26 protein-coding genes and 1 pseudogene are annotated in these 24,061 nt (G+C 70.6%); 16 read left to right on the top strand and 11 right to left on the bottom strand.

Annotated features, from left to right (window positions below):
* The first annotated feature begins 44 nt into the window (after window positions 1–44).
* Entirely contained in the window at window positions 45–380 is a 336-nt protein-coding gene (locus ABTY61_RS22600; RefSeq protein ID WP_350506837.1) for a hypothetical protein, read from the top strand.
* Between the two features lie 275 nt (window positions 381–655).
* Complete coding sequence (locus ABTY61_RS22595) at window positions 656–1,312, top strand: hypothetical protein (RefSeq protein WP_350506836.1); 657 nt, start codon at window positions 656–658, stop codon at window positions 1,310–1,312.
* Between the two features lie 193 nt (window positions 1,313–1,505).
* On the opposite strand, the gene ABTY61_RS22590 is transcribed toward ABTY61_RS22595, so the two are convergent.
* Together ABTY61_RS22590 and ABTY61_RS22585 are read right to left on the bottom strand one after the other, a co-directional pair.
* The gene (locus ABTY61_RS22590) at window positions 1,506–2,501 is read right to left on the bottom strand and encodes a hypothetical protein (RefSeq protein ID WP_350506835.1); all 996 of its coding nucleotides are present in this window, start codon (window positions 2,499–2,501) and stop codon (window positions 1,506–1,508) included.
* A 58-nt stretch (window positions 2,502–2,559) separates the two neighbouring features.
* Window positions 2,560–2,712 carry a hypothetical protein gene (locus ABTY61_RS22585; protein ID WP_350506834.1) on the bottom strand — a complete coding sequence of 51 codons (153 nt, stop codon included), beginning with the start codon at window positions 2,710–2,712 and terminating at the stop codon, window positions 2,560–2,562.
* 350 nt (window positions 2,713–3,062) lie between these two features.
* Between ABTY61_RS22585 and tap the strand changes: the two genes are divergently transcribed.
* Window positions 3,063–5,513 carry a telomere-associated protein Tap gene (tap, locus tag ABTY61_RS22580; protein ID WP_350506833.1) on the top strand — a complete coding sequence of 817 codons (2,451 nt, stop codon included), beginning with the start codon at window positions 3,063–3,065 and terminating at the stop codon, window positions 5,511–5,513.
* 118 nt (window positions 5,514–5,631) lie between these two features.
* Window positions 5,632–6,180, top strand: coding sequence for a telomere-protecting terminal protein Tpg (gene tpg / locus ABTY61_RS22575; RefSeq protein ID WP_350506832.1), 549 nt, complete (start codon window positions 5,632–5,634; stop codon window positions 6,178–6,180).
* A 144-nt stretch (window positions 6,181–6,324) separates the two neighbouring features.
* Here the strand turns inward: tpg (ABTY61_RS22575) and ltrA are convergent, their stop codons facing one another.
* Entirely contained in the window at window positions 6,325–8,088 is a 1,764-nt protein-coding gene (gene ltrA / locus ABTY61_RS22570; RefSeq protein ID WP_350506831.1) for a group II intron reverse transcriptase/maturase, read from the bottom strand.
* Between the two features lie 813 nt (window positions 8,089–8,901).
* Between ltrA and kilB the strand changes: the two genes are divergently transcribed.
* The 6 genes from kilB to ABTY61_RS22540 all read left to right on the top strand — a co-directional run bounded on the left by kilB (window position 8,902) and on the right by ABTY61_RS22540 (window position 12,735).
* Entirely contained in the window at window positions 8,902–9,366 is a 465-nt protein-coding gene (kilB, locus tag ABTY61_RS22565) for a plasmid transfer protein KilB (RefSeq protein ID WP_350506830.1), read from the top strand.
* 41 nt (window positions 9,367–9,407) lie between these two features.
* Window positions 9,408–9,968: a telomere-protecting terminal protein Tpg gene (tpg, locus tag ABTY61_RS22560; protein WP_502895403.1), complete on the top strand. Its 561-nt coding sequence runs from the start codon at window positions 9,408–9,410 to the stop codon at window positions 9,966–9,968.
* A 107-nt stretch (window positions 9,969–10,075) separates the two neighbouring features.
* Complete coding sequence (locus ABTY61_RS22555) at window positions 10,076–10,327, top strand: DUF6213 family protein (protein ID WP_350506828.1); 252 nt, start codon at window positions 10,076–10,078, stop codon at window positions 10,325–10,327.
* 97 nt (window positions 10,328–10,424) lie between these two features.
* Complete coding sequence (locus tag ABTY61_RS22550; protein ID WP_350506827.1) at window positions 10,425–10,667, top strand: hypothetical protein; 243 nt, start codon at window positions 10,425–10,427, stop codon at window positions 10,665–10,667.
* Window positions 10,668–10,962: 295 nt separating this feature from the next.
* Entirely contained in the window at window positions 10,963–12,354 is a 1,392-nt protein-coding gene (locus ABTY61_RS22545) for a hypothetical protein (protein WP_350506959.1), read from the top strand.
* 138 nt (window positions 12,355–12,492) lie between these two features.
* Window positions 12,493–12,735, top strand: a complete 243-nt coding sequence (locus ABTY61_RS22540) for a hypothetical protein (protein ID WP_350506826.1) — start codon at window positions 12,493–12,495, stop codon at window positions 12,733–12,735.
* A gap of 37 nt (window positions 12,736–12,772) precedes the next feature.
* On the opposite strand, the gene ABTY61_RS22535 is transcribed toward ABTY61_RS22540, so the two are convergent.
* The 3 genes from ABTY61_RS22535 to ABTY61_RS22525 all read right to left on the bottom strand — a co-directional run bounded on the left by ABTY61_RS22535 (window position 12,773) and on the right by ABTY61_RS22525 (window position 14,531).
* A complete protein-coding gene (locus ABTY61_RS22535) occupies window positions 12,773–13,108 on the bottom strand; it encodes a hypothetical protein (RefSeq protein WP_350506825.1) in 336 nt (111 codons plus the stop codon).
* A 340-nt stretch (window positions 13,109–13,448) separates the two neighbouring features.
* Window positions 13,449–14,165: a hypothetical protein gene (locus tag ABTY61_RS22530; RefSeq protein ID WP_350506824.1), complete on the bottom strand. Its 717-nt coding sequence runs from the start codon at window positions 14,163–14,165 to the stop codon at window positions 13,449–13,451.
* 198 nt (window positions 14,166–14,363) lie between these two features.
* Window positions 14,364–14,531 carry a hypothetical protein gene (locus ABTY61_RS22525; protein ID WP_350506823.1) on the bottom strand — a complete coding sequence of 56 codons (168 nt, stop codon included), beginning with the start codon at window positions 14,529–14,531 and terminating at the stop codon, window positions 14,364–14,366.
* A gap of 16 nt (window positions 14,532–14,547) precedes the next feature.
* Between ABTY61_RS22525 and ABTY61_RS22520 the strand changes: the two genes are divergently transcribed.
* Window positions 14,548–14,964: a hypothetical protein gene (locus tag ABTY61_RS22520; RefSeq protein WP_350506822.1), complete on the top strand. Its 417-nt coding sequence runs from the start codon at window positions 14,548–14,550 to the stop codon at window positions 14,962–14,964.
* 508 nt (window positions 14,965–15,472) lie between these two features.
* On the opposite strand, the gene ABTY61_RS22515 is transcribed toward ABTY61_RS22520, so the two are convergent.
* Window positions 15,473–15,802, bottom strand: a complete 330-nt coding sequence (locus tag ABTY61_RS22515; protein ID WP_350506958.1) for a helicase associated domain-containing protein — start codon at window positions 15,800–15,802, stop codon at window positions 15,473–15,475.
* Window positions 15,739–16,164, bottom strand: a pseudogene (locus tag ABTY61_RS22510) (helicase associated domain-containing protein); the annotation flags it as partial. The pseudogene ABTY61_RS22510 and the gene ABTY61_RS22515, both read right to left, overlap by 64 nt.
* Window positions 16,165–16,369: 205 nt before the next feature.
* Here ABTY61_RS22510 and ABTY61_RS22505 point away from each other — a divergent pair.
* Window positions 16,370–16,534 (top strand): hypothetical protein, encoded by a 165-nt coding sequence (locus tag ABTY61_RS22505; protein ID WP_350506821.1) that lies wholly within the window; start codon window positions 16,370–16,372, stop codon window positions 16,532–16,534.
* Window positions 16,535–16,645: 111 nt separating this feature from the next.
* Here the strand turns inward: ABTY61_RS22505 and ABTY61_RS22500 are convergent, their stop codons facing one another.
* Window positions 16,646–17,419, bottom strand: a complete 774-nt coding sequence (locus tag ABTY61_RS22500; protein ID WP_350506820.1) for a hypothetical protein — start codon at window positions 17,417–17,419, stop codon at window positions 16,646–16,648.
* Window positions 17,412–18,257 carry a hypothetical protein gene (locus ABTY61_RS22495; protein WP_350506819.1) on the bottom strand — a complete coding sequence of 282 codons (846 nt, stop codon included), beginning with the start codon at window positions 18,255–18,257 and terminating at the stop codon, window positions 17,412–17,414. Before ABTY61_RS22495 ends, ABTY61_RS22500 begins: the two co-directional genes overlap by 8 nt.
* Before the next feature lie 246 nt (window positions 18,258–18,503).
* Between ABTY61_RS22495 and ABTY61_RS22490 the strand changes: the two genes are divergently transcribed.
* From ABTY61_RS22490 to ABTY61_RS22475, 4 genes are all read left to right on the top strand, one after another.
* On the top strand, window positions 18,504–18,728 hold the full coding sequence (locus tag ABTY61_RS22490) for a hypothetical protein (protein ID WP_350506818.1): 225 nt from the start codon (window positions 18,504–18,506) through the stop codon (window positions 18,726–18,728).
* 135 nt (window positions 18,729–18,863) lie between these two features.
* Entirely contained in the window at window positions 18,864–19,193 is a 330-nt protein-coding gene (locus tag ABTY61_RS22485; protein WP_350506817.1) for a hypothetical protein, read from the top strand.
* A complete protein-coding gene (locus ABTY61_RS22480) occupies window positions 19,190–19,480 on the top strand; it encodes a hypothetical protein (RefSeq protein WP_350506816.1) in 291 nt (96 codons plus the stop codon). The genes ABTY61_RS22485 and ABTY61_RS22480 overlap by 4 nt, the downstream gene beginning before the upstream one ends.
* A 112-nt stretch (window positions 19,481–19,592) precedes the next feature.
* Window positions 19,593–20,759 carry a hypothetical protein gene (locus ABTY61_RS22475; protein WP_350506815.1) on the top strand — a complete coding sequence of 389 codons (1,167 nt, stop codon included), beginning with the start codon at window positions 19,593–19,595 and terminating at the stop codon, window positions 20,757–20,759.
* A gap of 140 nt (window positions 20,760–20,899) precedes the next feature.
* On the opposite strand, the gene ABTY61_RS22470 is transcribed toward ABTY61_RS22475, so the two are convergent.
* The gene (locus tag ABTY61_RS22470; protein WP_350506814.1) at window positions 20,900–23,455 is read right to left on the bottom strand and encodes a DEAD/DEAH box helicase; all 2,556 of its coding nucleotides are present in this window, start codon (window positions 23,453–23,455) and stop codon (window positions 20,900–20,902) included.
* Between the last annotated feature and the right edge of the window lie 606 nt (window positions 23,456–24,061).

Raw genomic sequence — 24,061 nt, 5'->3', positions numbered from 1 at the left:
CGGGCTCCTCCCATATCCCATGCATCCCGCTGAAGGAGATGTCGATGCCGACGCTCCACTACACCCCCGCCGCCGCCCGCGTCCTGGCCCGCCTGGAGAAGGGCCGCCACGCCGACGCCCGCCGGCTGCGCCGGGTCCGTCGTGCCCTGGAACGCTTGGCAGTCGACCCGCGCCACCCTGGCCTGTGCTCCCACCGCTACTCCTGCCTGCCCGGCTATGAGCACACCACCACCTGGACCTCCTACGTCGACCAGGGCGCCGGAGCCTGGCGCCTCCACTGGACCTGGGGCCCCACCGACACAACCCCCACCGCCCACGCCCAGAGCGAGCCGGACAACACGGTGGTGGTCACCGTGCTGCGCGTCGGCCCGCACCTGTAGACCCCGACCACGACGGGCCCTGCTCCGGCCGACGCCGTCCCGCCCGTCCCGCTGCCGCCCGTCCCACCGCCGTTGCCCCGCTCGCCGCTGCGCCGGGCCGCCCTGGCCTGCCACCGGGCCTGGCCGCCCCACAGCTGGCCGCCGCCCGGCGGCCCGTCACCCGCCCGCCGGTTCTCGGCCGTGCCGCCGGCATGTCCTACCAGTGGTGTTGCCCGCCCGTACGGTGTTCACGGGAACGGACGTCTCGGGTGGGTGCGGCGCGGGATAGTGCGGGGGTGACCGCGACTCCCGCCCGTCTGGACCTGCCCGCTCGCCGACGTCGCCACGCCCGGCTGATCGCCGCCTTGACCGCCACGGTCGGGGCGTGCGCGTCGGCGGCACAGGCGTTGTACCAGCCCGTCGCCGACGCCCCGCCGGGGCAGGAGGCGGTCGTGGTGGACCCTCTGCCGGTCGTCTACCTCGGCCACACCGTGGCTCCGCTGCTGGATGCGGCCCGGGCCGAGGACGACGCCCGGTGGCCGGCCGCCGTCGCACGGGAGCGGGAGCAGGCCCGGCGGACGAGCGCCGCGCGGGTGGCGCTGGCGCGGGCCCAGGAGATCGTGGAGGAGCCCGGAGCGTCCTGGCCCGTGCCGCTGCCGACCGCGGAACAGGGCGCGGCCATCGACCTGGCCGGGGCCGGTGACCAGGTCGCCGAGCTGTGGCGTGCCGACCCCGCGCAGGCCGTCGTCCTGGTGCGCGAGTTGGCGGCGGGTGGGGAGTTCACCGCGGCCGAGGTCCTGGACGCGGCAGTCGACGCGGCCACTGGCGCCGGGGTGCTGGCGCTGGCCGACGCGGGCACGGCGTCCGACCCGGGCATGATGGCCGAGCAATGCCTGGAAGCCGTCCCGTACCTGGCGCTCGCGGTGGCCCTGGCATCCGCCGACCTCGACTGAACGGCGAAGTCGAGATGCCGGAAGGCCGCCACCCGCAGGTGGCGGCCTTCCCCTGCCTTCTCGGGGCCCCGGCAGCGTACCGCCGGCCTCGGACACTGGCCTGGAACAGGAGCGTGCGGCCGTGCGGTCAACTATGCCTTGACGACTCTGCTTCCGAAGCCCCATGGTCCGGGCTGGCCGACTGCTGCGTGCGTCAGTTTGACGGCCCACCGTCCCAGGGATCGTCGGGCACGGCTGCGGGGACCTTCGCCGCGAGCATCTCGTCGATGCAGCTGCGAAGTGCGAATCCGGGGGCGTCGCACCAGGTGAGCCAGGGCACCGACTGGAGCAGGTCGTCGTACCGGGGAATGCCGGGGTCGGTGAGGAGGGTGCGGAGTTCGTCGGGTGCGGGGTCGGTGACCAGGCACAGCCAGGCCAGGCCGGCGCCGATGCGGATCTCGGGAGGTCGTCCCGGGTCCGACCAGAGGTCCCGGGCCCATCTGGGAGCGTGGTCGTCGTGGTGTTCGCGGGCGAGTTGGGCGATGGCCAGGATCAGGCTCACCCGGACCGCCGCGTCGTCTTCGTTGGCCAGCCTGGACCGCAGGGCCGAGGAGACGCGTGGGATCTCGTCGGTCGCGGCCGCCAGGACGTAGGCGGTCATGGAGCGGACCTCGGGGTCGGGGCCGTCGAGAAGCGGGAGCAGGAGGGGCAGGTCGTCCGTGACGGCCTGGCGGGCGGCTTGGATCGTCCAGTCCGCCGGGCACGTCGTGCTGCCCTCGACCATCAGCGGCTCCTCGGCGACCTGGAGCAGGCCTTCGCGCGATCCGTCCCCTATGTGCTGGCACCGGCCGATCTCGGCGACCAGGTGAAGCGTTCGCGCGCGGAGCCCGGGGTGCCCGGTTGTCGCGATTCGGAGGAGGAACGGCACCGCCAGTGCTCCCACCGCGATCGTGCTGCCTTGGTGGTGAAGGTTCGTCCAGAGCTGCCGCAGGGCCCTGTCAGCGGCTTCGGCGTCCTGGGACGCGAGCGTGGCGAGCAGGCCGGGGATCTCCTCGCCCGGGCCGTAGAAGTGCTGGAACCGTCGCCAGGGGACCTCGTCGTACCTGAACCCGTCCTTGGTCTCCGGCGGGATCGCGCCCACAGCCGTCCGCACGTCGCAGTCCGTGCCGGCCCACCGTTGCGGCCAGCCGGCCCGAGGGTCGTCGTCCATGACTTGGCCTTCCAGTCCACCGGCAGCATCCGAACGCCGGGAGTCTAACGACCGGTGATCAAGAGGCGGACCGCTTCTGGCCTACTCCTGGGCGGGGGCGCACCGCTCCCTGGGTGAGGAAGGTGTTGAGGCCGCTGTAGGTGAGCGGGGTGTTGGGCTCGTCCATCATCCGGGCCCAGATCTCTGTCGTGGTCAGACCATCGGCAGCCATGGGCCTGATGAGCTCTCGACGGGTGGCATCCCAGCGGGGGACATTGCGGGAGAGTCGACGGGGCTCCTGCTGCTGGAGAGCCTTTCGGAGGTCCCCGGGGCGGAATCCGTGGCGCTGATCGGCGAGTCGAAGCGGGACTCCTCCGAGGCAACCGCCACCGAGGCCCCCAAGACCGATCAAGATCAAGTGGCAGAAACCTACTGTCCGCCAAGATCATCTGGCAAACGGTCAAGATCATTTGTCACGGGACAACGGAGCGGGTTGCGTGCTGCCTCGATCCGGTGAATGTGCGCCAAGATGTGCGATCCAGAAGTGACTTTCACGCTAGGCTGTTGGTCGGAGGTGGACCTGTGAGTGATGACCTGTTCGCGGCGATCGATGCGCTGCTCGCGCGGCCCCGTCCGGTGGACGACCTGCCGGTGCCCGAGGAGCGGGAGCGGCTGCGCAAGCTCGGCGAGTACACGCAGGAGGAGCTGGCCGCCGCGCTGAAGACCCGCCGGGAGACGATCGTGCGGTGGGAGGCCGGGACGACGGAGCCGCGGCCGCCGAAGCGCGAGGTGTACATCCGGTTCCTGGCGACGCTGGCACTCCAGCACGGCACGGTCGAGCCGACCGAGTGGCTGCGCCGGGCGCAGGCCGCCGGCCTGGTGCGCGCCACCGCCCCGGCCGAGACCGAGGACTCGGTGCCCGTTCCGGCACCGGCTGCTCCGGCGGTCCCGGCACCCGCGGTGCCGGCGGCGTTCGGCGGCGAGCAGCAGGACCAGGCCGTGGTCGAGCTCGACCGCACCCCGGCCGGGGAACTGATCGCCGGACCGCCCGCGCCGTGCGTGCGGTGCGGCCGACCGACGCCGTACCGCTCCCAGGGCCGCCCGGTCCACATGGGCGGCTGGTGCGCGCCCGCCCCGGCCGGACAGTCGGCGGCCGCCGTCCCGGTCGCGGAGCAGCCCGCCCCGCAGGCCCCGGCCGAGCCGATCGCTCCGGTCGCTGCGCCCCGCCAGGCCGCCCCTGCGGCTGCGCCGCGCCGTCCCGGGTCGTCGCGTCCGGCGACGTCGTCGCGGGCGCGCAAGGCCCCGGCGAAGAAGGCCGCCGCGGCGGAGGGGCCGGCTGACTGGGAGGCCGCTGCGGCCGCGCGGTTCCCGGCCGGGCCGCTCGCGGTGCTGGACGTCGCCCCGTCCGGCAAGGCCCTGGTGGCCTACCTGGCCGACGGCACCGTGGCGGAGACGGCGCCGGCGGTGCGTACGCTCGCCGCTGTCGTGGAGTGGGCGCTCGAGGTGAAGCTGGGCTCGCCCCGGCTGCACCGGCACGGCCGCGACGGCGACGCCCTGGTCGTTATCACCGACGCCGCGCTGGCCGAGATCGGCCTGCCGCCGCTCGGCCGCGACGAGAAGACCGAGTACGTACCCCGGCTCGGCCAGCTGCCGAAGACCCACAAGGCCGTGAAGGCTCTGGAGAAGGCGGGGTGGATGCTGACCCAGCGGGGCCTCGGGCCGTGGGCGCGGATCTACCGCACTCCCGAGGACGGCAAGCGCCAGTGCGTGCAGCTGTGCATCCCGGCCTGGCACGCGCTGGGCTCCGGCGGCTGGGCCATCCCTGACGGCCTCGACGCCGCCGACCTGGCCCGCCTCCTCGGCACCTACGCCAAGCGGGTGCTCACCCCGCGCGGCTCCACCGCCTCCAGCGGCCTGGAGCTGGTCACCGCGCTGCGCCCGCCGACCATGGCGGTGCGCACCGAGGCCGGCTGGAAGTCCGGGCCGGTGGAGGGCTCCCGGCAGCAGGCGCTGCAGCCGGCGCCGCCGGAGGTGCCGTCGATCCACCCGCTCGCCCAGGGCCGCGCGGCCGACGGGGAGCTGGTCACCGAGGCATGGGACTGGTTCCGCGAGCTCACCGCCGAGGAAGCCGCGGCACCGTTCGCGGTGGGCCTGGACGTCAACACCGCCTTCCTGGCGGCGGCGGGCCGGCTCTCCCTGCCCCTGTCCGACGCGGTGCACGAGCTGAACCCGGTCTTCGACAAGCGCATCCCCGGTTCCTGGCTGGTGGACCTCTCCCGCGTGGAGACGGACCCGCTGCTCCCCTCGCCGTTCTCCCAGGACGGTGAGCGGCCCACCGGCCCCGGCTGGTACTCCACAGTGAAGGTGGCGTACGCGATCGAGCTCGGCTTCGACGTGGCGCCGACCGAGGGGTGGCTGCGGTACGAGCACGGGCCCTACCTCGACCCGTGGCACAAGCGCCTCCGGGCGGCGTACGTCGACACCATGGCCGCTCTCGGTATCCCGCTCGACCTGGCCGACCGCGACCCGGTCGCGTTCCTCGACGCGATGGCGGCCCTCAAGAGCGCTGGCGACCCGGCCGAGCTGGCCGTCCTGGCCGCCGTCAAGCAGACCGCGAAGTCCACCATCGGCGCCTTCCGCCAGCGCCCCAGGGGCCAGCGCAACTACAAGCCGGGCGATCCCTGGGCAGCCCTGGAGCGGCCGACCTGGGAGCCGCTCACCCGCGCCCTGGTCATCGACACCGCCACCGTCAACCTGCACCGCAAGCTGCGCAAGATGCACAGCGAGACCGGCCTGCGCCCGCTCGCGGTGCTGTCCGACTGCGCGGTCTTCGCCTCCCCGGGCCCCGGCGCGCTCGACGTCCTCACCAAGCCGGACGGCACCCTCACTACCGCGCTGCGCCTCGGCGTCAGCCCCGGGCACGTGAAGTTCGAGGGCTCCCGGCCGATCGCGGAGATCGTCGAACTGCTCGCGGACGGGGCGAACCCGGCCAGCAACATCAAGCCGGGCGGCGTCGTCTCCGACGACGAGTAGCACCCGGCCGGCCAGGCCGCGAGGCCCGGCCGGCCGTGGCCATCAGCAGCGGCCGCCGACCGGCGGCCGGGCAGGCCGCCCACCACCGCACTGCCACCCTCCACGGAAGGAGACCTCGATGGGGGAGATCGACGAGGGCCTGGAGCGCGCCGAGCGCACCCGCCCGATCCCGCAGTCCACCGCCGCCCGGATGCGGTTCCTCCTCAAGGGCGCCAAGGGCTCCACCAAGCAGCTCGCCCAGGAACTCGGCGTCAGCCAGCGCACCGTGCAGCGCTGGCTGACCGGCAAGGGCAACCCGAAGCCCGCCGCCGCGAAGAAGGTCGAGCAGCAAGTCCGGGCGAAGTGGCAGCCGAGGGTGAAGGACCGCACCCGCAAGGCCGCCGAGAAGAACGGCTTCACCCTTCACATCAGCGGCGCCTTCGGCTTCACCTCCTCCGCCGGCTCCACCGACGACCCCCGCGACCGGGTCCTGGAGAACCTCAAGATGCCCGGCAGCGTCGCCCAGGCCCTCTACGAGCTGCGCGACGCCGGAGCCACCGAAGCCGAACAGGAAGAACTGCTCGCCAACGCCCTGCGCGAGCACTACTTCAAGGACAACGGCCACCGCGCCCGCGGCGTCTCGAAGGTCGAGCTCAACAGCCTCAACTGGATGGACATCGAACTCTGACCCCCTCCGACACCCTCCGTGTCGCCAAAAATGTGGTCGGGTAGCCGGGTCACGTTGCCGTGACCCGGCCCCCTCAGAACCGGACGTGCGGCGTTAACCGCATCCGGCTCAAGCAAGCCCCGAGGGCTTCGCAGGTCAGCAGGGTTATGTGGAGCGCTTGCCGTCGCCCGCGTGGTGCTGGCGATGGCATTCGGAGTGCACGAGGCGAAGGTTGTTCCGCTCGTCCGTGCCGCCGTCTCGTCGGTAGGTGAAGTGATGCTTGTGGAGCATCTTCTTCGAGGCCGCGAACCAGTTGATCCACTCACGTGGACTGTCCGGTTCGTACTCGGCTCCGACGATCAGCGCCTGTTTGCAGAGGGGACACAGCCCCTGCTGCCGGACCGCCAGGACGAGACTGGTCTTGTCCATCGGCGGCGGCGCCTTCTTCCGGCGGCGGTTGCGCCAGTACTCGTCCAGCGCGGGGTCGTCCGGGGACGCCCCGCCTTTGACGAGTTGATGGCGGACGATGCCCGTCCAGGCGAACTTGGGCAGGAAGGCGCCGCTGTCGCGGTCGCCGAACACCCACCGGTCTCGCCGGGACGGGTGGAACTGGCCGAAGTACCGGTCCACGACCCAGTACCTCGACTTGTTGCGGTGGCTGCGCCTGGCCCATTTGAAGGTCAGCCGCCACATGTAGTGATCCAGCGACGAGAACGTCGTCGAGGACGCCACCGCCCGGTAGTAGGCAGCCCAACCGCGAACGATCGGGATCAGCCTGCGCAACACAGCCTCGGCGTTGGCCCCGTGCAGGGCTCTCACCTCGGTCCGCAGTCGCGCCCGGAGCCTCTTGCAGGCCGCCGTGCTCGGCTTGATGATCAGCTTGTTTCGGCTCGTCCGGCAGACGTTGAAGCCGAGAAAGTCGAACCCATCGGCGAGGTGAACGACCTTGGTCTTCTCCTCGTTGAAGCGAAGACCTCTCGGCGCCAGCCAGTCCTCCAGCTGGGCCTTGACCTGGTGTGCTTCCGATTCGTCGTGGCAGAGCGCGACGAGATCGTCGGCATACCTCACCAGCACCGGGGTGCCGGGCATCGCTCCGGGCTCGCGCCCGGCCCGCACCGTGTATTGGCACCCGGCGGCCTGTTCCATCCCGTGCAGAGCGATGTTCAGCAGCAGGGGGCTGATCACACCGCCTTGAGGAGTTCCCTCATCGGTCGGTGCGAACCGGCCGCGGTCGATCACGCCCGCCTTCAGCCACCCTCGGATCAGGTCCCTGGCAGGGAACTGCCCGAGGGCGGACATCAGGTGGTCGTGGTCGATGCGGTCGAATGCCGCCGACAGGTCCGCGTCCAGGACCCACAGACGTTTCGGGTTCTTGCCCTTTACCGTCCAGAAGATCGATTGGATTGCGTCCTGACAGCTGCGGCCGGGCCGGAAGCCGTACGACCTCGGCTCGAACCGCGCCTCCCACTCAGGCTCCAGCGCGTTCTTCACGCGAGCCTGGAGCACGCGGTCACGGATGACCGGAATGCCGAGTGGTCGCTGTTTCCCGTTGCTCTTGGGGATGAACACCCGCTTGACCGGCCTCGCATTCCAGGGCTTCGACGACCGATGGATCTCGGCCGCCAGTTCCCCCCTCGCCTTCGGCGTGAGGGCTCGTTCCCCGTCGATGCCAGCGGTCTTGCGGCCACTGCTCTGCTGTGTCACCCGTTTCACGCTGACCAGCGTGTTGCTGCGGCTTCTCAGCACGAGCTTCTGCAAGTTGCGGACCTTCTTGAGGTCCCCGTCCCGCGTCGCCTTGAAGATCCTCTGCCTCAGCCGCCGTACGTTCTCCTCGCAGGTGGCCCAGTCGATGCTGTGCCAGTCGAGTGAGCCGTCCTCGGGTCCGTTCACCGCAGGCGGCGGCGTCACGGCAGATGCTGTGACCTCCATGTTTCCCCCTCCGGTGTCTAACTTGTCCCTCGGTTCGAGCGTTGTTGCAGTGGTGGCTTCAAAGGCTCACCTGATCCACGTGGGCGCCCTTTCGGGCCGGGCCACCAGGGCCCGTATCCGGCGAGTTATGCGGGAGACGGGTGAAGGTCCCAACTCCCGGTTTCCTCCGGCCTTTCGGCCTGCCGGCCTTCGCTTCTTGGATCATCCTGTTCCCGCCGGGGAGTTCAACTCTCCTTGCGGTCGGCCTACCAAGCCGGGTGGCTTGGACCCCGACGGGGTTTTCATGTTCCGCACCAGTAAGACGCGGCCGGGGTGGGCGCCCCCTCTACCCCGGGACCCGCGGTGTCCTCCCTCCGGGCTCAGTTACCCGAAGGTCGCGTGGTGCCTTCCAGCACCGGGTCCTATGACCGCCGCCCGCACGCCATCGACGCGGTCTTGAAGTCACGGGGCATCATCAGGGGTTCACTTGCGTTCGCCCGTCCGGCCTTCCCCTCGCCTGTGGCACTCCGATGGCCGGTGTGCTCTTGGGCTTGAACGCTCGGCTTCACACCCCGCCGTTGCCAGCGACGCATGCGAGCGCGGGGACGGGCCTTGGACACTGGCCCGAAGTTCAGCCGATCGATACCTCCTTCACGTGGCTGTCCTTACTTCCCTGGTGCGACCTCATGTCGCACACTGAGCGCTTCACTTGGCCAGTGAGCGGTTGGCCTGGCCGGCCGAGCGTTCGTCATCCGCATCGATGGCCGATCATTGTGCGGGACGGCGGCCGTGCGACACGACGATCGTGCTGCTGATCTGGTTGCATGGGGCCTCATGAGCGGCATAGCCACACCCGTCATCGCGGTCCTCGGCACCCTGCTGGGTTCGACGGCAACGCACGTCTTCCAGCAGCGGTCCGCACAGCGCACCGAGCAGAACTCACGTCAGGAACGGCTGCGCCAGGAGCGGTTGGACACCTACGGCACCTACGCTGGCCTGCTGGTCAACTTCCGCCGGGCCATGCTGCACCACTGGTTCTGCGTGCACGAGGGCAACGACGCCGACGACGAAGTCGCCCTGCGTAGACTCTCGTTCGAGCTGCGCTCCAACACCGAGCACGCCCTGTACCGCCTCCAGCTGCTCACTGATGGTTCCGAGCTGGCCACCGCTGCGGCCGACGCCTTCACGGCGATCGGCAAGATCGATCGCGCAGCGAACCGCGCCGACGTGGTCGTCCGTCGGGACGCGACCCAGGAACTGATCAACGCCTTCGTCGCGACGGCACGCCGGCACGTCTAGACCGTGAAGGGACGCCGGTTCAGGACAGGGGAGGCGGGGCGATATGGGGTGCAATAGAGCGAAATCGCCCCATCCCGGTCCACCTGAACACCCGGGTCAAGTTCCTGTGGGAGAAGGTCGCCAAGAACGACACCAAGCGCCTCGCCCAGGTAGCCGGCGTCTCGGTGCGCACCGCCCAGCGCTGGGCCCACGCCCTCCAGGCCGCCGCGGAGGGCGAGCTGACCGGCGACATCCCCATGACGAAGGCCAACGCGGCGAAGGTCGAGAAGGCGGTCCGGGCGGCCTGGCAGCCGCGGGTGAAGCAGCGGGTGCGCCGCGACGCCGAGAAGAACGGGTTCACGCTCCACATCTCCGGGACGTTCGGCTTCGACGCCGACCCCAACTCCACCGACGACCCCCGCGAACGGCTCCTGGAGAACCTCCGGATGCCCGGCAGCGTCGCCCAGGCCCTCTACGCCGCCCGCGACCGCGGAGCCACCCAGGCCGAGCAGGAGGAGATCCTCGCCGACGGCCTGCGCGACCACTACTTCCGGGTTGGCGGAGGCCGGGGCGTGGCGAAGGTCGCGCTGAACAGCCTCAACTGGATAGACCTCGAGGTGTAGAAGCACCCCTGCGGCGACCTCGTGTCGCCGAAAACACCGGGTCCTGGCTGCTGAAAAGCAGCCGGGACCTTTTTCTTGCCCACCACCGAATTCCCCGAAGGAAATCCATGGAATCCCACAACGGCGCAGAGCAGCGGTTCCTCCTGCCGGTGCACCGCGACCAGCACGGAGCCCGGGTGGTCCCGGCCGACCACGTCACCGGCCTGCTGCGCGGCATCGCCGCCACCTGGCAGGACTGGGCGGCCGGCGGCGTGCCCGGCCTGGACCCGGCTACCGCCGCGGGCCTGGGCGCCGTCCTGGACCACCTCGCCGACCAACTGGACGTCCAGTGCATCGCCAAGGCCGACAGCCAGAACTGACCCCAGGACAGACGGAGAGGCCGGGCCCCGGCGACTTCCAGGGCCCACCCCGTGCGACGGGGGGCCCTTTCGCATGCCCCCGTCGAAGGAGACCGCGATGCCGACACTGCACTACACCCCCGCCGCCGCCCGCGCCCTGGCACGCCTGGAGAAGGGCCGCCGCGCCGACCCGCGCCGGCTGCGCCGGGTGCGCCGCGCCCTGGAACGCCTGGCCGCAGACCCGCACCACCCCGGCCTGAAAACCCACCGCCACCCCTGCCTGCCCGGACACGAGCACACCGCCGCCAGGACCTCCTACGTCGACCAGGGCCCCGGTGCCTGGCGCCTCCACTGGACCTGAGGCCCCGCCGACGACGGCGCCACCGGCCGCGATGAGCCGGGCGGTTCGGTGGTCACCGTGCTGCGCGTCGGCCCGCACCTGTAGGCCGACGCGGCAGGCCCCGGCCGGGTTCGGCCTTCCTGTCCGGCGGCGTTCGCCCTGGCCGGGCGCGGCAGTCCGCGCTGCCGTGCTGGTCCCGGCCCCGACCGTGATGGCCGGAAGTTGCTGTACCAGACGCGTGCTGACGCTGTATCACGTGTACCGTCAGTGCTGCAGAAACCTACAGCACATAGCGAGACAAGGGAGCAGCACCTTGGTGTACCAACTCCGTCCGCTGGCCAACGGCACCCGGACCGACCACCCCGTCCCGGACCTGCCCTTCGTGGACGACTCCCACCTGCCGCTGGACGAGGGCCCCGAAGCCGTCGAGGCGGTCGGGCGCAACGTCGCCGACGGCATGTGGGGCCGCTACGACGAGATCCGGGAGGACGGGTCCTGGCTGGCGTTCACCACCGACCCGATCCGCCACGACCTCGGCTGGGTCGTGCGCCAGCACCCCGAGCACGGCCGCACCGTGCTGCTGATGCGCGACGGCGACATCTCGTCCATGCACACCGAGTGGTGGGGCCCGCAGCTCCTCTTCCGGGCCGGCGGCTACTGGTGGGACGGCACCACCTGGTACCGCCCGGGCCAGGTGTGGCACCCCGTCCACCAGCGCTACGAGCGCCGCAAGGTCGTCGCTGCGGTCACCCTGAGCGCCGCCGACCTGCTCGACGGCGGCGCGACGCCGGGCAACGCCTACACGGCGAAGGTCGCGGGCTTCGCCCCCGACGCGCCGCTGACGGGCAGCTGGCGCGACCACCTGGCCCTGTGGGCGCAGGCCCACCAGCAGCACCCGGCGGCCCGGGACCTGTCCGCGTGCGTGGTGAACCTGGCCTGCCCCGAACTGGCCGCCGACCAGCTGCTCGGTGCCCCGGAGATGGCCGACCTGGGAGGAATCACCGCCTCGACGCTGCGCGCCTACGTCGCGCGCGGGGAGAGCGGCGTGCCGCTCCCGCAGGCCACCGTCTCCGGCCGCAACCTGTGGTCCCGGCCGGTCGCCCAGGACTGGGCCGAGGCCCGCCGGCGCTCCGCCGAGGGTGTCACGGCCGTCCTGACCACCGGGAACCGGTACGACCTGTCCCCGGGCGCCGCCGAGATCCACGAACGGTTCTCGAAGAACTTCTTCGACGAGCTGTGGGAGCGCCCCGACCGGCGCAAGCAGTGGGTCCTGCGCAGCCGCAACGAGACCTCCGTGCGGGAGGTCGCCGACGACCTGGCCTGGAACGTTGCCACCGACCTGAAGCGCATCCTCCCCACCGACCTGCTCAGCGCGACCATCCGGCACGCCGTCCTGGACGAATTCACCAACGGCCTGCGCCGCCACAACCCGAGGGGGCCCCTGAAGGACGGCAAGAACGCCAGCCGCTTCGACCTCACACTCGTCGCGCCGGTCGCCAAGATGCTCGACTGGTTCATCCGCCACCACCCCGCCTCCGCCCAGCACACCCTCGGAGAGATCCAGCGGGAAGCCGAAACCCGACTCGGCATCCCGGCCGGCGTCAGCGCCGACGCGCTGCGCGGCGCGCTGAGCCTGGACGGCAAGCTGGAGAAGACGGCCCGCGAGGAGTACCTCGACCGGGTCCTGGCCACGAGCGAAACGGCCTGACCGCGCGTTTGCTGTGACGGCCCCGCGGCCTCGGCCCGGGACCCACGGGCCCGCCTCCCGGTTTGCCAGAGCCGGCCGGGAGGCGGGCCCGTGGGAAAACTCCCCGGCCCCACGGATCCGCGTCCGTAGAGTCTGGGCATGAAGGACGACGTCACCGAAACTCTGCGCGCCACCGCACAGATCCTCGACCGCTTCCTGGCCCAGTACGAACCGCTGCGGGAGACCCCCTGGACGGTGCCCCCAGGCAGCCCCCTCGCCGGCGACGACGCCAAGACCGACCCCTACCAGGTCTCCCACAGCGCCCAGCACGCCATCCAGGCGGCGATCGTGGCCACCAGGTCGAGGTCGAGCACCTCCACGTCCACCTGCCCCGCGTCCTGAAGAGCAACGGGTCATGATCAACGGATTGGTCGATCGCTCAGCTTTCCGTCTTGAACCACGACCCGATGTTGTTCCACATGAAGGCGTCCTTCCAGCTGAGCTCCTTCTTCGCCCAGCCGAGCATGGCCGCGATGACCTTGTCACGCGAGACCGTCCGGGTCTGGAAGTGCTCTGCGGGAACCCCGTCCCGGTACTCCAGCTGGAACGTGTTGTCCTCACGCATCCAGACCTGGACATACCAGTCGCCGGACTCCTCATCGAGGCGCTCAAGGATCAAGGACCCGCCACGTTGAAGGTTGGCAACCGTCGCACTGATCGCCGGCTTCGACGGGCGCTTGGCCAGTACGACCGCACCGCTTCTCATCACAAGCATCCCGAGATCATCCCTCAGGCCCCTGACGATCCCTTAGTCCGGAAAAGTTCGGCGGCCATCGCCGAATCGGCGGCCGAGTACCTGCGCACCGACGAGAGCGGCGTGGCCTCGGCCCCTTCGCGGTCCGGGCCGACCAGCCGGGCGGAGCACCAGGCGGTGGATAGGAGGAGTGAAACGGCCGGCGGCCAGGACAGCCCGCGCTGTCCCGGCCGCCGAGTTCGGGGCGGGTGGCCAGCTGTCCGCAGCGGCGGCCGCGCCGCCGGGGCCGAGCGGGCGGCGGGCGCCGGGAACGGGCCGTAGGCCGTCACCCCACGCGCAGGGTGACGGCCTTCCGCACTGATCAGAAGCCGGGGTACTGGGGGCCGCCCGGGGCGATGAAGCGGGCGCCCAGGTTGTCGTTGGGGTTGAGGTAGACCAGCGCGGTGAACCACGCCGCAGCCGCCTTGGGGTCGCGGCGGCGCAGCAGGTCGGTGTAGCAGTAGAGGATGCGGTGGGCGGGCCGGTTGTCGAGCTCGCTGTAGAGCAGGACATCGGTGAACGGCCAGGGCAGGCACTGCTGGAGGACGCACACCCCGGCGCGGGCCCACTCCAGCGCGGCGTTCAGCTCGCCGGGCACCTCGTCCTCGTCGTCGAAGCCGTCCTCCTCCTGGTGGAGACCGGCCACCTCGTAGGCGATCGTGGCGTAAGCGTCCAGGTCCCGCGGGTGCAGCCGACGGTCGCCGATCGTCACCGACGCCTTCTCGTACGCCGCCTCGTACGCCTCGCTGCTCTCCTCGTCCGGACTCCAGACCCGCTCCATCCGCCAGGACTGGCGCACCGGCAGCTTCGCGATCCGCTTCTCCAGCTTCGACAGCTTGTCGCCGGCCTCGCGGTGCTCGGCGTAGAAGTCGGCGGAGTCGAACTCGTTGTAGTCCGGGTCCTGGATCCAGGCCAGCAGCGGCCGGTCCAGCTGCGCGAGCGCCTCGGCCGCCAGGCCGGACGGCACCAGCCACGGCAGCGTGCCCTCCAGGCTCTTCTCCACGGTCTTCGGATCCTGGCCCACAGTCCTGTCGTCCATACCGGGGAGTCTCCAGGACGGTGCCGCACCGCTGCCCGAAGCAGCAGGATTCACCACCACGGAGCGCGCGGCAAGGTAGAGAAGCCGAAGGCCGCCACCCGCAGGTGACGGCCCCTCCAGTGCTTTCTCAGGGCCCCGGCAGCCTACGGCCGACCAACGCGCCAGCCCGGCCGGGGCGGGGTTGCGGCACCGCCCCGGTCACGGGGCGACAACCGGCCCGGCGACCGGAGGCGGTGGGATGGTCAGCATCGCCAGAGCAGGAAGGCAGGGCCGCCAGGCGAAGGCGTAGGCGCCGCCGCCGAAGTTGAGGACGTCGGGTCCGCGCTCGCACGTGGCGGCTACTACGGTGACGGGCAGAGCCCCCACGTTCGAAGGATCGTTCATGCGCCCTGCCCGTTTCCAGCAGCTCCTCCTCGATGCCGCCGCCACCCTGCCGGGCGCCACCGCGAAGCCGTTCGAGGGTGGCGGCCGGCACCCGTACGGCATCACCGTCGACGCGGCGGGCCGCAGCAGCCGCTGGCAGATCGTGGTGGTCAGCGCCCCCGGGGAGAAGTGGGACGCCGAGTCGGACCCCGCACCGGTGCTGGGCGACAAGCCGACCGGGCCCGCCATGCCCGCCGAGCTGGGCGACCTGGCCGCCGTCGAGCACGCCCTCGTCGCCGCCCTGCTCGCCGCGGACCCGGGCGAGATCGCAGCGGTCGACATCTACTCGGCACGCCCGACCCCGCCAGCGGTCGGACACGGCGCCACCCTCGACCTGCACGACGGATCCCGCATGTTCATCAACCACGCCCGCTGATCACACTGCTGCGCCCCACCCGGGCGCGGCGCAGCAGTGTGATCAGGGTGCAGGGGATCCGCGCGTTGCCCTTCCCCGCGGCACCGAGCCGGTACGGCGACGCTTACGGCGCGGCCGGCCCGTGCCGGCGTCCTGACCGCCGGTGAACTCTTCGGACGGCGGCTGTCCGTGCCCGGCCCCGGCCGGGGTTGCCTGAACGGTGTGCTGGACAGTTGGCTGGACGGTTGCTTCGCCGGTTGCACCGGAGGTCGCCCCCATGCTCGGCGGTCAGAGGCGTCCGGGCAGGTCAGCTCTGGTGGGCAAGCCGGTCGGCCGGAGCGACACCTCTTCCCACGCAATAGCGCTGGGAAGAGGCCTTCGCATCCGTCGGCCCGGGCCTGGCACGGCACGGCACCGGCCGCTCAGATGCCGGAAGGCCGCCACCAGGGTGACGGCCTTCCAATGCCTTCTCGGGGCACCCGCAGCGTACAGCCGGACACGGACACACCGGACCCGAGCGGGGCCGGACCTACCAGGCCACCCCGAGGGCCTCCAGCTGCCCGAGTTGCTCCGGGCTGAGCTTGTCCCGCCTTGCCTTCTGGTTGTTCAACCAGGTGCCCAGCGACGTCCCGTCCTCCTTGTGGGTGCGCGGGACCCGAGCGTGCCCCTCGCGCTCGACGAAGGCCGCCAGCGCCGCCAGGCCGGCACCGAACCGGTCCGCGCGGGAGACACCTTCGGCTTCGCCGCGGCCGCCCGCGCGGCGGCCAGCTTCTGGTCCTCCCCGATCCCGAGCGCCGCCAGCAGGTCCCGCTGCTCCTGGTCCAGCTCGGCGAAGCCGGCCCGCTGCGCCCGCACCCACCGGCCGAGCTGCTCGCCCTCGAACGCGGTCTCCACCGGCAGGCCGGCCCAGTCGACCCGGCCGTCAGATTCCAGCCACCACTGCCGGGCAACGGCGTACGAGCGCTGCCAGACGATCGGCCGGGCCGGGCACCACCACGGGTCGATCTCCTCCAGCGCGGCCCGCCGCTGCGGGTCGAGCGCCCCCGGCTCGCCCTCGGGCACCTCGGCCGCCGCCCGCAGCCCCGCCAGCCAGGCCCCGATCGCGTACCCGCCGACCGCCGCCCGCGCCGGCGCCGCCAGCGAACCGCCGTGCCCCTTCGCCCACACCCGCGCCCAGTCCAACCCGGCCTCGAACCGCGCATCGCTCACGGACCAGATCATGCCGAGCTGCTCCAGCATCTCCACCCGGTGGCGCGCCAATTCACCGTTCGCAAATTCAACTCGCCTCTGAGTGAGCCTTTCGAGCCTGCCCACCGACGCCATCGCCGACCAGCTCCAGGAACTGGCCTCCCGCTGACCCACCCGCCCGCCGATCCCCGCCCGCGCCGAACTGGCGCGGGCGGACCCCACCCGAACGGAGACGCCGATGTCCCCCGCCTACGACCCCGCCGCCATTGCCCTGGCCACCTCGGCCACCGGCTACCTGCTCACCCTCACCGCCCTCGCGCTCACCGCCATCACCGCCCCCAACCCCGCCCGCCGCCGCGAAGCCCGCACCCTCCTCGCCCTGCTGCTCAACCGCAGGCCCTGACCGCGCTGCCCGGCTGGCCGGCGTTCAACGAGGTCCCAGCACACCTGGGCGAGCGCAGGGGCCTCGGCCCATCGCTGGAGCCACCTTGTTCGGAGTGAGATCGGCTCAACCTCAGTGGTGGACGTGCTCGTTGAACGACTTGATGTTCAGTATCGCCTTGACGACCCCTGCTGCCAGTCGTCGGGGTGAGACGAGCTCTTGGATGGCTTCCTCACCACCGTCGGCTTCCTGCGACGTGGTCCGCAACCAGTTCTGCACAGCGTTGAGCTGGTCTTCTGGAAGGTTCTCCATGACCAGGTAGACGTCCTCGGGGTGACGAGCGAGCTGGAGGACCATCGCGTACACCCCGCCCTGCTGGAGGTGATACAGGTAGAATGTGATCTTACTTGCCTGGATGTCGCGTGGCTCCTTGCGCGCCGCAGCGTCGGCGCGGAGAACATCGATGGCTGCGCGATTCAACACCGCCACATATTCGAAGTCCTCGACCTTCTCACGCATCTTCGTCAGCGTCGCCAGCTTCGCCGAGACACTGGCATGGCTGGCATCGGCCGCTGCCATGTACAGCGTCACTGCGCCCGGGAGGTCGCCGGCTTCCTCGAGTAGCTCCGACAGCTCGGTCAGAGTGTGCACGTGGCCGACCGCGTCCGCCAGGCGGTACCACCACTGCGGGTTGCCGATCGAGTGGGCCAGGCCGACCAGCTTCCGGGCGGCGTTCTCACGCTCGGCCGCAGTCAGGTCGGGACGCTCGGCGAGGGATAGCAGCTCGATGATGCGCCGGATGTTGTCGGCCCGCTCCGGTGTGGTGCGCGCCCGCAGCTGACGGGCGCCCTTAGACCCGAGTGAGGACCGTTCCAGCAGCGCTTCGAAGTCCTGGTCGTCATCCACGGTGACCACGCTCCTCTTCTCGCTTGGCCTTCGTTCTCCACCGGTAGAGCAGTCCCTCGATGGCCCGGACGGTCTTGGCGTCCAGAACCTCCCGGATCTCCTCCTGCGTGTAGCCGTCGATGGTCATTGCCACGGCGGCTCGCACCCGCGGGTCATCGAGTCCCTTGATGTCGGCTACCACGCGCAGGTTGCCGAGAACTTCGTCGGCGACGCTCACGGTGCGGACCGGTTCCTCGTAGACGGCCTGCTGGCGGCGGAGCGCCAGGGACTGGCGTCGTTCGCTGGTGCGCCACAGGCGGAACTCGTTGGGGAAGTCGTAGGCGCAGGCGCCCATGAAGTAGGTGGTGATGCTGGCGCCGCCGTCGAAGCGCCATCCGCCTTCAACGAACGCCTGACGGCGGAAGCGCGGCAGGGCGCGCGCGATGGTCATGCTGGCCAGTTCCTCCCGCAGGTCGCTGTTGCGGTGCAGTTCTTCCAGCTCCAGCTCGTGCGGGCTGAGACCGAAGCCGCGCTGCGCGACGAGCTTGAAGATGTACCCGGAGTGCATCCAGGCCCGCAGCACGGCGATCCCGTAGCGGACGAGCTCGGTGACGAACCTGTCGTACTGCTCGCCCTCGAAATTCCTCTCTGTCAGCAACTGGACGATGCGCTGGTCGGCCATCCGCCGGTCGATGCTCTCCTGCAGCTTCTGCGCCTCCTGGCCGGGGCGGGACTCCTTGGCCAGGAAGACGTCCGACGACAGGGGCGCGCCAAGATCTGTTTTATGTGACCGGCCTTCGGGTTGTAGGTCCCGGGCGCGCGCGGCCGCGAACTGCCCGCCCGCGTCGTCGCCCTGCATCGCCTCCCCTTTCGGTCGTCTCCTCGGCCCGTTCAGAGTGAAAGGGGCCGAAGTCGGCCCCGGCCCACCCCGCTCGCAAGCTCCCAGGCTGCGCCGAAACCGAGTTCGCCCCCTTGTAAGTGGCCCTACCCCTGGTACCCCACGGACTTTTTTCTAGATCTTTTAGAGCGGCTCCGGGTGAAATCGACCGTGGGGTACCTGGCCCGGCGAGACGTAGAAGCGGGCGTCTGAATTACCGACAAGACCATGGAGGAGACAGTGACTTCGTCCGCCCCGCCCCCGCAGTCCCAGCCGGATCCTGGGCCGTTCCTGACTATGCACGCCGCCATTGTCCTCCTCGCGGCGGCCTTCATCGGCATGATCGTCGGCGGGCTGACTTTCCTGAGCGGCGGGCCGGCCGCAGGCGCGGTCCTCGCTGGTCTGACCGGTCTGGGAGTCAGCGTCCCCGTGCTGAACAAGCTGATCCGCTGAGCCTCACGGGGAAGGCTGCAGAGCCAGGCCTGCGCGACAGGTGTCTGCCGGATTTGCGCGACACGCAGGCCCTGGCCCTCGCAAGCGCCGCCCCAGCGTTTGAATAGGAATGCCTGTTCGATTTACCGTGGGGTTGTGACCAGCGCAGTTCCGTTCTCCCGCTCCCACCCCGGCCACCCGGAGCACCAGCCCGGCGACGCCGAGCGGGCGCCGCGCGAGCTGATGTCCGGGCCCGGCCGGTGCTGGGACGCCGAGCCCCGCTGGCGGTGGGTGCAGATCCGCCTCGGCGGCCGTTGGCGGCCTGGCAGGGTGGAGAGTTGGCGCCTGCACCAGGGCTCCACCACCTGGGTCGCACTGGTCCGCTGGGGCGCAGGGTTCGACGACTGGGGCTGGTATCTCCACCACCCCAACGCGATCCGCCAGAGCCCGGAGCCGACCGACCCCCACGGCTCGGCGAGCTGGTGAACACCGACAACGACAGCGAGGCGGCCGCCACCGACCTCGCCGACGCCCTGGAGACCTTCGCCGACCGCGCCGCCGCACCCGGCACGGGCGCCGCCGCCGACGTCTGGCTGACCATCGGCACCCCGTACGAAATCGAACAGCGCACCGTGCGCCTCCCCGCCGGCGTCGCCGACTGGATCACCGAGCTGCTCCGCGATGAGACCCAGGCGCTGCAAGCTGGCCACCAGGTCGCTGGCCGCGGCCAAGACGACGACCAGGACGCCGACGTCGAACCGGCCTGGTGGTGAGCCGGGGAGGGAAAAGTACGAGCGCCCGGCCATGCTGGCGGAGGAGGATAGGCGGCCCCGGGCGCGCCTCCGACACGAGGACGCCGCCGACGAAGCCACGCTGGAGATGGTGTTGAGTAGCCTCCTGGACCCCCTGGACGAACCGCAGTCCCTCCTGGTGAACACGATCTGGAAGTCGTTCCAGCAAGGCCAGCGGTTCCCGGTCTACGCCTACGTCGAGTACGTGATGCGCCGCGCCGGTCACAACGCCGCAGCCGTGCTGCACAGCTTCCCGACCCTCGGACGCCATCTGCGCGCCGGCGGGGACGGGTACGGCGCGGTCGGCTGGCACCATCAGGGCACACATATCCCGCCGGAAGCGGAGGTGTGGCTGACCGTCGCCGGCCTCCACCATGCCGACGGGGACATTGCGGTCGGGATCACCCGCGCGCTGCTCGCCTACATGCGCGCCCTGACGAAGGCGCAGGAAGAGATCCTGCGACACCCCTTCGACGTGCCCAACCTCAACATGGGCCTCGCGGAAGCGATTCATGGCTCTGGCGACGATGGCGGCTCCATCTACCTTCCCTGGGCAGCCGCCGTGGCCGAACACGAATGGCCGGGCCTGCGCTTCTCCCGTTCCCCCGGCGCGGGCACCGGTAACGCCACACTGGGCTACCTCTCCGCCGCAGACTTCCACACCACCGACGACTACCTCACGGCCGTCTCGGCCGCCCTCGCCCAGCCCGAGCCCCTGGCCACGTTGCCGTACGGGGATCCCCGGGCTCTGCTGCGCGCGGCCAACTTCCTCGACGTCACCCACGAACTGGTCGTCGGCACCTCGATGGTGGACCGCCCGCCGATGGACCGTTCCAGCCGCCTCGCCCTGCCCGCGGCCACCGAAGCCGACTTCCACACCGGCGTGACCGTTCTCGCTGAGCTCCTCGGCAAGCTCAAGGTCCCGGGCAAAAACCCGCCGCACGCCCTCGGCCGACTCGAACAACACCTGGTCGCCCAACTGCCCGCCATCGACCAGAACGTCGTCCGCGAAGCCGTGCACACCCTGGACCAGATACGCCACTTGCGGAACTCCACCATCCACACCAAGCCGGCCCCCGCCCTGCTCCAAGCGCACGAGCACCTCGGCCTCGACTTCCCCATCACCGACTTCACCACCGCGTGGGACAGCGTGCGGGCCCACGCCGAGCAGGCCTTCGCCGCGCTGCAGGAGGCGATCCAGGCCGCCCGGCCCACTCAGGCTGAGGACGGGAGCACGGCGAACGCGGCGACCACTGTCTGAAGGAAGACGACTTTTGGCGTGCCTGGCGCCAGCAACGCCTGGAGGCCGCCACCCACAGCAGGGTGACGGCCTCCAACGCCTTCTCGGGGCCGAAGCAGCGTACAGGCCAGCCGTACCCGCCGACCCCGGCGGGTACGGCTCTACCAGGCCACCCCAAGGGCCTCCAACTGCCCACGCTGCTCCTCACTCAGCTTGTCCCGCCGGGCCTTCTGGTTGTTGAGCCAGGTGCCCAGCGACGTGCCGCCCTCCTTGTGCGTGCGCGGTACCTTCGCGTGGCCCTCGCGCTCGACGAAGGCCGCCAGCGCCGCGAGGCCGGCGCCGAACCGGTCGGCGCGCGACACCTTAGGCTTGGTCGCGGCCGCAGCCCGTGCGGTGGCGAGCTCCTGGTCCTCCTCGATGCCGATCGCGGCGAGCAGGCCCTGCTGGTCTTCCTCCAGGCCGGGCCAGCCGGCCCGCTGCGCCCGCACCCAGCGGCCGAGCTGCTCACCCTCGTACACGGTCTCCAGCGGCAGCGACGGCCAGTCGACGCGGCCGTCGGCCTCCAGCCACCACAACCTGGCGACCGCGTACGCGCGCTGCCAGGTGATCGGCCACACCGGGCACCAGAAGGGGTCGATCTCCTCCAGCGCCCGGCGCCGCTCCGGCGCGAGCGCGCCCGGCTCCCCGGTCGGCACCTGCGCGGCGGCCCGCAGCTCGGACAGCCACGTGCCGACCGCGTACCCGCCGACCGACGCCCGCGCCGGCGCGGCCAGCGAACCGCCGTGCTCCTTCGCCCAGACCCGGGCCCAGTCGAGACCGGCCTCGAAACGGGCGTCGGAGACCGACCAGATCATCCCGAGCGCATCGAGCATGTCGACCCGGTGGCGCGCCAATTCACCACGAGAATGCTCACAACGCCTATCAGAAACCCATTTTCCAAGCGGAAACTTTCCCTCTTCCCCGACCATCGCGGAATAGGGAACATCGAGTCCTCCGGTCTCCTCGAACCACCGGCGGGCGTGGTTGATCCCCTCCCGCCAGAACTGGTTCTCACCCGTCAGCACCCGCGAGGCGATGAACAGCGCCAACACGTTCTCATCCACCGGCGACTGGAACCGCACCGGCAACGTGAACGCCCCACCACCACCCGCACCAACCTCACCAGACCAGCTCTCACCAGGACCTGAGACAGCCTCCGCGCTACGCCCCTTCGTACGCTTGCCCGACTTCTGCGGCACCGCGAGGGCCTCCACCACCCGTGCGTCATGCGACCTCAAAGCCGTCAAAATACGAACCAGCGGACCATAACTGTCCGACTCCAGAATATCCCCGGGCTCCTCTCCGGGCTTGAGGAAGACCGGCACGATCAGGCTCGCTGTCTTTCCCTGGCCGGGCTTCATGCGAAGGGCCCGGCCGATGGCCTGGACGATATCCACCATGCTTCCCCGGCCTTGCAGGAGAACAGAATCAGCGTCCGGGATATCCACTCCCTCGCCGAGCACCCTGCACTGAGCAACAATCCGGTGCCGCAGACCGTCCTCCTCACCGCTGCCCCCGAATTCGGCGATGACCTCCTTGCGGAAATCCACGTCGTGCTCACCGGAGAGCCACTGAACCCAGAATTCCTCCGGATATTTCTTCGGATTGTCGAAGTGCAGCTTCTCGACGGTCTGGTTCAGCGTCTCCGCGAAGTAGCGGGCCTCGATCGTGCGGTTGTGGAACGTGATGCACCGCTCCAGGCCCCGTTCGACCATCGTCTTGACGAGCCCGGCCTGGATCGCCGCGATCCGCTCGGCCGGCACCTCGTCCTCACTCCCGTCCAGCGCCTCACCCACGCCCGGTCCCCACGGCACGCCCTGCCGCTCGGCGGCCTTCCGGTCGCCGAGGGGGTCGCGCAGCTCCAGGACCACGACCTCGAACGGCGCCAGCAGCTTGCGGTCGATCGCCTCAGCGAGCCCCAGGGAGTAGACGTGAGGGCCGTAGATCCGCTGGTCGTCCATCGACACCGCCAGCTCCTCCGGCAGCGGCTGCAGGGCATCCTCACGCCGCCGCATGGCACTGCTGGGCGGCGCCCAGATCCGCGGCGTCGCCGTCATGTACAGCCGCCGCTCCGCCGGAATCTCCCCCTGCTCGTGCACCACCGTCCACGTCTTCTCCACGCTCCCCGAGGACCGGTGCGCCTCGTCACAGACCATCAGGGCGAGCGGCGGCAGCACCTCACCCTCCGAACCCGCCCGCTGCGCCCAGTAGGCGTAGGCGTCGGCAACCGCGCCGACCGAGGTGTAGGTGGCGAACAGGGTGGTGGGCCGGCGGTGCTTGGCCGCGTGGGACAGCCACATGCCGATCATCAGCGGGCTCGTGGTCGCCATCACCCCGTACGGCAGCTCGGAGTCGATCAGCGAGCAGACGGCGTGCATGTCCCCGGAGCGGCCCGCGGCCCGCCACGAGCCGATCATCTGCACCAGCAGGTCCAAGGTCGGGACGACCACCAGCACCGTCCCACGCGGGGCGAGCTTCTGCCCGGCCGCGGCCCCGACGTACGACTTCCCGGAGCCGGTGGCCATCTGCACCGTCACCCGCAGCCCACCCGGGGTCAGGTGCCCCGGACGGGGCGTCAGGCCCCGCACGATGGCCTCCAGAGCCTCCTCCTGGTGCCCGCGCAGCGAGATGCCGGCGGCGGACTGAGCGGCCATCAGGCCAGGCTTCACGACGTTCACGAAGACGTGTCTCCCCTCACCCATTCCCGAGCCCACACCAGGGACCACGCGGGAAATGCTGACAGTGCCGTACTGATACATTCGACGGATCGGACCGGGAATCGAGACGACCGGAAATCAAGCCCGATAGAAGCGACCATCCGGCAGGATATCAGTCCCCGGTCACGAATTCCGGCGAACACTCGAAAACACGGATCCGGACCCCGCATCCGGCGGGATCACCTGACACTTCAAGACTGATACACCGAGGATCGTTGCTCACCCTTCGAGGGTAGCGCACACCGGACCCCCGAGGGGTCGAAACAGTGGACTGGACCACGGTCTAGACCAATCTGGTAGAAGTGAAGCCGACCCGCACGCGCCCCAGCGCGGCACCCATCACCCCAGTCAGCCCGTTGTGAGATCAGCCAAAAGACCAGCTCAATGACTTGAGCAGGCATTAGCCACGGGCATCATGGAGCGAAGCGGAGTGATGCCAGCCCGAGCGCGAAGCGCCGGGCCCACCCGGGCGAAGCCCGGGTGCGGACACGCGGAGCGGGTCCGCCGATCGCCCAGCGGGCGATCGCGAACGGAGGCCCAACGGGCCGTAGGGACCCGCTCCGCGGG

The sequence above is a fragment of the Kitasatospora sp. NPDC096128 genome (assembly GCF_040303105.1).
GTDB lineage: Bacteria > Actinomycetota > Actinomycetes > Streptomycetales > Streptomycetaceae > Kitasatospora.
The sequence above is the reverse complement of the archived record's forward strand: the minus strand, read 5'-3'. Positions and strand labels throughout refer to the sequence as shown.

Excerpts from the sequence above, each read along its gene's own strand:
- ABTY61_RS22490 (WP_350506818.1), top strand. The coding sequence starts at position 18,504 with ATGGAGGAGACAGTGACTTCGTCCGCCCCGCCCCCGCAGTCCCAGCCG.
- ABTY61_RS22535 (WP_350506825.1), bottom strand. The coding sequence starts at position 13,108 with ATGCTTGTGATGAGAAGCGGTGCGGTCGTACTGGCCAAGCGCCCGTCG.
- ABTY61_RS22520 (WP_350506822.1), top strand. The coding sequence starts at position 14,548 with ATGCGCCCTGCCCGTTTCCAGCAGCTCCTCCTCGATGCCGCCGCCACC.
- ABTY61_RS22540 (WP_350506826.1), top strand. The coding sequence starts at position 12,493 with ATGAAGGACGACGTCACCGAAACTCTGCGCGCCACCGCACAGATCCTC.
- ltrA (WP_350506831.1), bottom strand. The coding sequence starts at position 8,088 with ATGGAGGTCACAGCATCTGCCGTGACGCCGCCGCCTGCGGTGAACGGA.
- ABTY61_RS22555 (WP_350506828.1), top strand. The coding sequence starts at position 10,076 with ATGGAATCCCACAACGGCGCAGAGCAGCGGTTCCTCCTGCCGGTGCAC.
- tpg (WP_350506832.1), top strand. The coding sequence starts at position 5,632 with ATGGGGGAGATCGACGAGGGCCTGGAGCGCGCCGAGCGCACCCGCCCG.
- ABTY61_RS22505 (WP_350506821.1), top strand. The coding sequence starts at position 16,370 with ATGTCCCCCGCCTACGACCCCGCCGCCATTGCCCTGGCCACCTCGGCC.
- ABTY61_RS22495 (WP_350506819.1), bottom strand. The coding sequence starts at position 18,257 with ATGCAGGGCGACGACGCGGGCGGGCAGTTCGCGGCCGCGCGCGCCCGG.
- kilB (WP_350506830.1), top strand. The coding sequence starts at position 8,902 with ATGAGCGGCATAGCCACACCCGTCATCGCGGTCCTCGGCACCCTGCTG.
- ABTY61_RS22585 (WP_350506834.1), bottom strand. The coding sequence starts at position 2,712 with ATGGCTGCCGATGGTCTGACCACGACAGAGATCTGGGCCCGGATGATG.
- ABTY61_RS22550 (WP_350506827.1), top strand. The coding sequence starts at position 10,425 with ATGCCGACACTGCACTACACCCCCGCCGCCGCCCGCGCCCTGGCACGC.
- ABTY61_RS22600 (WP_350506837.1), top strand. The coding sequence starts at position 45 with ATGCCGACGCTCCACTACACCCCCGCCGCCGCCCGCGTCCTGGCCCGC.
- ABTY61_RS22590 (WP_350506835.1), bottom strand. The coding sequence starts at position 2,501 with ATGGACGACGACCCTCGGGCCGGCTGGCCGCAACGGTGGGCCGGCACG.
- ABTY61_RS22530 (WP_350506824.1), bottom strand. The coding sequence starts at position 14,165 with ATGGACGACAGGACTGTGGGCCAGGATCCGAAGACCGTGGAGAAGAGC.